Genomic DNA, 6,690 nt, shown 5'->3' with positions numbered 1-6,690 from the left:
ATCTACTGGAAAGGACTAAAAATGTTATCTTTTAAGAAAATGACGGGTAGTGAGGATATCTCAGAACATTTTTTATAATAGATTTAAATTTAACATTGAGAGAAAAATATGATTTTATATGAAATGCCAAAACGTCGAAGACACAAAGGTCATATTTTTATGAACTTAAAACAATTAGGGTTAATTTTTGCTGGAATTTCTTTTTTTGCAGCATTAATTTTTTTTATTTTCTTGTGATGAATCAAAGCAACATCTTCTTTCTTGAGGTTTACATTTTTATAAATTAAAAAGTCTGATGAGGTTTCTTTTTTATTATTTTAGGAAGACTATTTTTTGTATGCTAGAATAAAGCCGCGCACTGATCTTGCGGATGAAAGACCCCGTCTTGGCAACGGTGAGGTCGCAAATTCGATCCTTGCCGGCGGCATCATAAAAAGCAGTCAGATTCTTTGGATTTTTTGTGTAGGCTAAGATTTTTTAATTTTTAAAAAAATAAAAAAAGATTTATATAAGGTTTTTAAAAAATAGTTTCATAGTTGTGTTTCTATTCAAATTAATTGAACTTCTAGAATAAAAATCTCTCGAACTTTTTCACTCTTCGATTACAAGCCATTTACCATTTTGGTCCGGGTCTGATAACATCTTTGGCTTGTTTTATGTATGACGATGTTTATCAGCAGTTTACAAATATGTTAACCATAATGCCCAGTCTAGCCTCTCCGTCGCATTTATGTTTGCAGCTTTTCTTCTTCTCTTTATTTAGACTTTTTCCTGAAAGGGGGGTGAGTACATAATCACTTAAGCAACTTTTGTGTCGTATCTTTCCCTTACACTCTATAAAATGGATAGGTCCTTGAGTTTAAAGGTCCAAACTCAAGCTAGCTTTTAATCATTCCTAAAAATGTTAAAATTCAGGATGGATGTCAAGGAAGATTATGTGTATAATGTCTCCAGAAGAAGTTGACATCTCATTTTTTTCCTTTTTTAGTTATAAATTGTTAGGAACAAATGTAACCATTTTAGTACCTTTTTCAAATTTTTTTATGTTTTACCAAAAAAATATGACGTACTATGAATTCAAATATAGGTTGAACATTTAAATTTTTTATATAATATCTTTTTAAATGTACTAAATTAGTATTAAGGAGCACTTTTATTGAGTTTTTGTTTACAGCAAAATGCGGTTCTTATACTTGAGACAGGAGATTACTTTCCAGCATATACTAGAACATCTCATGTATATGCCTCGGGAACATTATGTTTTAACACGGCTATGACGGGGTATCAGGAGGCTATCTCAGATCCATCTTATTATGGACAGATCTTAGTTTTTTCCTTTCCACATGTAGGAAATGTTGGGACGAATCCTATAGATATGGAAGCTTCTTTCCCTTTTTTACAAGGAATTGTTGTAAGTGATTTTATTACAGACGCATCTAATTATCGAAATACTTTAAATTTTTTATCTTGGCTTAAAAACAATAATATTCCTTGTATTGAGGGTGTGGATACTCGCACGCTCATTCAAGTTATTCGTGACTACAAAAAATCTCTAAATGCTCTTATATGCTCTTATGAAGGAATCTTAACACCAGAAAAAATTTTAAACATTATAAATGAGAAAGGATTTTCAAATCTAATCGCAGGGAAAAGCTTGCTCTCTAAAGTTTCAACTCCGAAGGCTTTTTCATGGGTTGAAGAAGATTCTGAGTTTCATAAAAACTTTTATCCTATTGAGAAAGATTCTTCTTCTCTTATAAAAATAGTGGTTTTAGATTTTGGGGTAAAGCATAGTATATTACGTTATTTAAGATCTTTGGGGGCAGAAGTCATTGTTGTGCCCGCTTCTTCGACATACGAAGATATTTTATCCTATCATCCATCAGGAATTGTTTTTTCAAATGGTCCAGGCGATCCTCGTTTTGCTCAGAGTTCCGTCTTTAAAATGATGGAAAAAACCCTTCATAATAATATTCCTATTTTAGGGATTTGTTTAGGACATCAATTGTTATCGATGGTATATGGAGCAGAAATTGTAAAGCTTCCCTGTGGACACCATGGCATTAACCATCCTGTGCAAGACTTAAAGTCAGGAGTTATCCTTATCACTTCTCAGAACCATGAATATACTACAAAAGAATCTTCTCTCCCAAAAACACTCAAACCCATATATCGTTCTCTTTTTGATGGTTCCTTAGAAGGATATGAAGTGAGGGGAAAATCCATTTTATCTGTCCAATTTCATCCAGAAGCCGGACCTGGCCCTCAAGATGCGGCTTTTATCCTTTCTAACTTTTTAAAAACTGTTCAGAATTATGCCCAAAAGAACTGATCTAAAAACCATTTGTCTTATAGGTTCAGGTCCTATTGTAATTGGGCAGGCGTGTGAATTTGATTATGCAGGCGTCCAAGCTTGTAAAGCGTTAAAAGAAGAAGGATATCGTCTCGTTCTTATTAACTCAAATCCAGCAACTATTATGACGGATCCTCACCTTGCAGATGCTACATACATAGAACCTCTTACACCGGACTGTATTGAAACAATTCTTCGTCAAGAAAATGTTGATGCAATTCTTCCAACTATGGGAGGGCAAACAGCTCTTAATTTAGCCGTTCAGCTTGCAAATAAGGGAGTTCTTGAAGAGCTTAATATAGAACTTATAGGTGCAGATTTAAAAGCTATTGAAAAGGCTGAAAACAGATATCTTTTTCGTCAAAGCATGCATCATATTGGAATAGATTGTTTGAAAGGACAAGAAGTAGGGTCTTGGCAAGAGGCATTGAGAGCACTCGAACTCATAGGATTTCCACTTATTATTCGCCCTTCTTTTACACTTGGTGGAATAGGAGGAGGGATTGCTCATAACTTAGAAGAATTTGAAATAATTGTTAAAAATGGGCTTAATCTTTCTCCAATTAAACAGGTTCTTATAGAAGAATCAGTCATTGGTTGGAAAGAATTTGAGCTCGAAGTGATGAGAGATTATAAGGATCAATGTGTAATTATTTGTTCTATTGAAAATATTGAACCTATGGGTGTTCATACAGGAGATAGTATTACGGTTGCTCCAGCCCTTACGCTTACTGATAAAGAATACCAACGTATGCGCAGTGTTGCTTTTTCAATTTTGAGGAAAATTGGCATTGCAACGGGAGGTGCCAATGTCCAATTTGCTATTCATCCAAAAACAGGACGCATGGTAGTAATTGAAATGAATCCTCGTGTCTCAAGATCTTCAGCCTTGGCTTCTAAAGCAACAGGCTTTCCTATTGCAAAGATTGCAGCAAAATTGGCTGTGGGATATTCATTGGACGAAATCCCAAATGAAATTACAAAAAAAACATGTGCAGCTTTTGAGCCTTCTATTGATTACGTTGTTACAAAGATACCAAGATTCGATTTTGAAAAATTTGAAAAAGCTTCTCCAAAACTAAGCACTTACATGCAATCAGTAGGCGAGGTAATGGCTATCGGGAGAACATTTTCTGAAAGTCTTCAAAAAGCTATTTGTTCTTTGGAAGAGGGAATTGATGGGCTTTTAACTTCTAAAGTTAGTTATGACTCTATAGAAGATTTAAAAGAAAAGATTGCAGTACCTACACCTAATCGCCTTTTTTATATTGCTGCTGGGTTTAGAGAGGGCTTTTCAGAAAAAAAAATAAGAGACTTATCTTTTTGGGACACATGGTTTTTAAATCAAATTGATTTTCTTGTACAACTTGAAAAAACAATTAAATTAGGAACTTTTTTTCAAGATTCAAGTTTATTTCGTTTTTTTAAATCTTTAGGTTTCTCGGATTCAATTCTTGCAAGATTAACATTAACTACAGAAAAAGAAGTTCGAGATTGTCGTTATAAATTTTCCATCCTTCCTTCATTTAGGAGAGTTGATACTTGTGCAGCTGAATTTTCTGCACACACAAATTATATGTATAGTACTATACTCCCTTTTCCATCCTCACTTACTCTTTCTGAGACTTCTCCATCAGAGGGTAAGAAAGTAATTGTTATAGGAAGCGGCCCTAACCGCATTGGACAGGGGATTGAGTTTGATTATTGCTGTGTTCATGCTGCACAAGCACTTCAAAAAATGAATATTGAAACTATTATGATTAATTGTAACCCAGAAACCGTTTCTACAGATCATACTATTTCAGATCGTCTTTATTTTACTCCTTTAATAGTGGAAAGCATCCTTGATATCATTTTCTATGAAAAGAAAAAAGGAGAATTTTTAGGTATTTTTCTTCAATTTAGCGGTCAAACAGGCCTTAAGCTTTCTGAGCAGCTCGAGCATGAGAATATACCTTTCTTGGGACTTACAAGAGAGGCAATTGATAATACAGAAAATCGCGGAAGCTTTCAGAGACTTCTTCATTCTCTTCATCTTAAACAACCTTTAAATAGAATTGCCGAAATATCAAAAGAAGACCTTTTAAGATGTATTCAAGAAATTGGATATCCAGTTATTTTAAGACCTTCTTATGTTATTGGAGGTAAAGGAATGAAGATTCTAAGATCGTCAGAAGATTTAGATGCATATCTTGAAACAGTCAATTTGAAAGAATTAGCACCTATATTAGTTGAAAAATATCTTACTCAAGGAATTGAAATAGATGTCGATCTTCTTTTTGATGGAACAGAAATTTGGATTGCTGGGATTATGCAACACATAGAAGCTGCAGGTATCCATTCTGGCGATTCGGCCTGTGTTTTTCCTCCTTATTCTCTTTCTTCTGCATTGTTAGAGGACATTAAAAATCAATCTTTTCTTATTGCAAAAACTTTAAAATTTAAAGGCTTATTAAATATTCAATTTATTATTCAAAAAGATAAAATTTATGTAATTGAAGTTAATCCTCGTGCAAGTCGCACGATCCCTTTTCTCTCAAAAGCATTGAACATTCCTCTTGTGCAGATTGCAGTTCAACTTTGTTTAGGTAGAACACTTGACTCTTTTAAACTTCCAACAATCCCTCCTGCTGATTTTTCTGTAAAATACCCTATATTTTCTTTTGACCGATTTTTAGATGTTAATACAAGATTAGGTCCTATTATGAAATCAACTGGAGAAGTAATGGGAAAATCTTCAACTCCCCATGACGCTTTAGCTCATGCTATTTATTCACAAGTTTATTTTAAAAGTTCTACACGAAAGGTTGCATTGTTTTCAGATAAAACTCTTAAAAAGCCTTTGATTTCAAATTTTAAGCAGCTAAAAAATGAAGGGATAGATATTTACGTAGATGTTCAAACTGCTATACTAAATCCGTCTCTTAATGATGTATGCATAACATATAATATTAACCAACTGTTAAGTATAATTAAAAATCAAGAGATAGGTGCGCTCTTCATCCTTAATGAGGATCAAACTCTTTTGGAAAAGGAATTTTACGTAGCTGCTCATGAAGGAAAAGTGCTTATTTATACTGAAGAAACCTATGTACTTGCTTTTGTAAAGTGTTTTAAAAACCTTCTTAAGCAGGATCTTTTTATGCTAAAAAATTTGCAGCGGTTATTATAATTGACGTTTAATACACACATCACAAAGGCAACGAGGATATCATGGGGTTTAGGCCCGTGGAGGTTACCCTTGAAGGGGAGTTATTTTTCTTAGTTCTTTCTCGGTTATCCCTTTTTAGGAGCTAATCATTTATTGGATTAGCATTATTAAGATTAGTAAACATGTAAGGTTCAACTGCTGTGTGCATAATACGTTCTAGTGCAAAAACGCTCTCAGGTGATAAGGAGTTAAGTTTCTTTTTCATTTTTGTTAACTTTCTTAAAAGAGGATCCTTAGGATTACTTGATCTTAAATAGTCCAGAAGTAGTTCATCAACAGCCCAAAAACAAAGAGAAAGTTGAGAAAACATCATTGCTGATAACTCTAATCTTGCATTAATTTCAGTTAAATCAAGAAATTCTAATGCTACTTCAGATTGCATGGATGCATTACATGCAGCAAAAAAAGCTGCAACGAGTCCGACAGCAAGTCGTTTATTTCCTAATATTCTATCTTCCGCAGCCTGATTTTGTTGGTTAACGTGAGTTCCGCAAAAATATGAACTAACTCTGTTATATAAAGAAGCTGCCTGATTATAGAATTTTTTAGTACTATTATAAGAAGAAACAAGAGTTATAGCAGAAGCTGTACCAAGTGATATAATACTTAAAGCTTCTTGGAGGCGTTGTTGAGTTTCAGGAGTTGTAGAAAATATAGAATTTGTAAAATCAAAAGAATCCACAGTTACAGGATAATACATCCATAATCCATATACTCCAAGAGCTCCCCCTAATAAGCTAGTAGCTATTTTTGTAAAACTATCTTCCTCTGCCTCAGGAAGATTTGGAAAAGACAGATGGGGAGCAATAAGGGTTCGTAGTTTTCCGTTAAATTCAGGTGTATTTGTTAAAATTGATAAAAGTTCTTGAGAGTGAGCTTGGTTAAGTGAATTTATAAATAGTTCAGATCTTTTTAAAATTTGTCTTATTCTTGAAAGAGAACGTTCTAATGGAGTAAGGGATAGAAGCGGGGGTATTCTATTATCTATAAGCGTATATGCTCCAAAGCTACGAAGATCAATATATAACTGATTAATAGAGTCATAATCAACTAACGTTCTTACATAAAAAGCTCACTACCCGTCACTTTTAATAAAAGATTGAAAAGTAAGGAAAAATAGAACACA

General features: G+C 33.6%; 4 protein-coding genes. 3 read left to right on the top strand and 1 reads right to left on the bottom strand.

Annotated elements, in window-relative coordinates; genetic code table 11:
- Positions 1-333: 333 nt before the first annotated feature.
- The 3 genes from JSS34_08060 to carB all read left to right on the top strand — a co-directional run bounded on the left by JSS34_08060 (position 334) and on the right by carB (position 5,525).
- Complete coding sequence (locus JSS34_08060; GenBank protein ID MBS0186268.1) at positions 334-471, top strand: hypothetical protein; 138 nt, start codon at positions 334-336, stop codon at positions 469-471.
- 685 nt (positions 472-1,156) lie between these two features.
- Positions 1,157-2,332 carry a glutamine-hydrolyzing carbamoyl-phosphate synthase small subunit gene (carA, locus tag JSS34_08055; GenBank protein ID MBS0186267.1) on the top strand — a complete coding sequence of 392 codons (1,176 nt, stop codon included), beginning with the start codon at positions 1,157-1,159 and terminating at the stop codon, positions 2,330-2,332.
- Positions 2,316-5,525 carry a carbamoyl-phosphate synthase large subunit gene (gene carB / locus JSS34_08050; protein MBS0186266.1) on the top strand — a complete coding sequence of 1,070 codons (3,210 nt, stop codon included), beginning with the start codon at positions 2,316-2,318 and terminating at the stop codon, positions 5,523-5,525. The genes carA and carB overlap by 17 nt, the downstream gene beginning before the upstream one ends.
- Before the next feature lie 121 nt (positions 5,526-5,646).
- On the opposite strand, the gene JSS34_08045 is transcribed toward carB, so the two are convergent.
- Complete coding sequence (locus JSS34_08045; protein MBS0186265.1) at positions 5,647-6,264, bottom strand: hypothetical protein; 618 nt, start codon at positions 6,262-6,264, stop codon at positions 5,647-5,649.
- Positions 6,265-6,690: the final 426 nt, after the last annotated feature.

Source organism: Pseudomonadota bacterium (genome assembly GCA_018242545.1).
GTDB lineage: Bacteria > Pseudomonadota > Alphaproteobacteria > 16-39-46 > 16-39-46 > 16-39-46.
The sequence above is the reverse complement of the archived record's forward strand: the minus strand, read 5'-3'. Positions and strand labels throughout refer to the sequence as shown.

Coding starts and splice junctions, on each gene's coding strand:
- carB (MBS0186266.1), top strand. CDS start 2,316: ATGCCCAAAAGAACTGATCTAAAAACCATTTGTCTTATAGGTTCAGGT.
- JSS34_08045 (MBS0186265.1), bottom strand. CDS start 6,264: ATGTATTATCCTGTAACTGTGGATTCTTTTGATTTTACAAATTCTATA.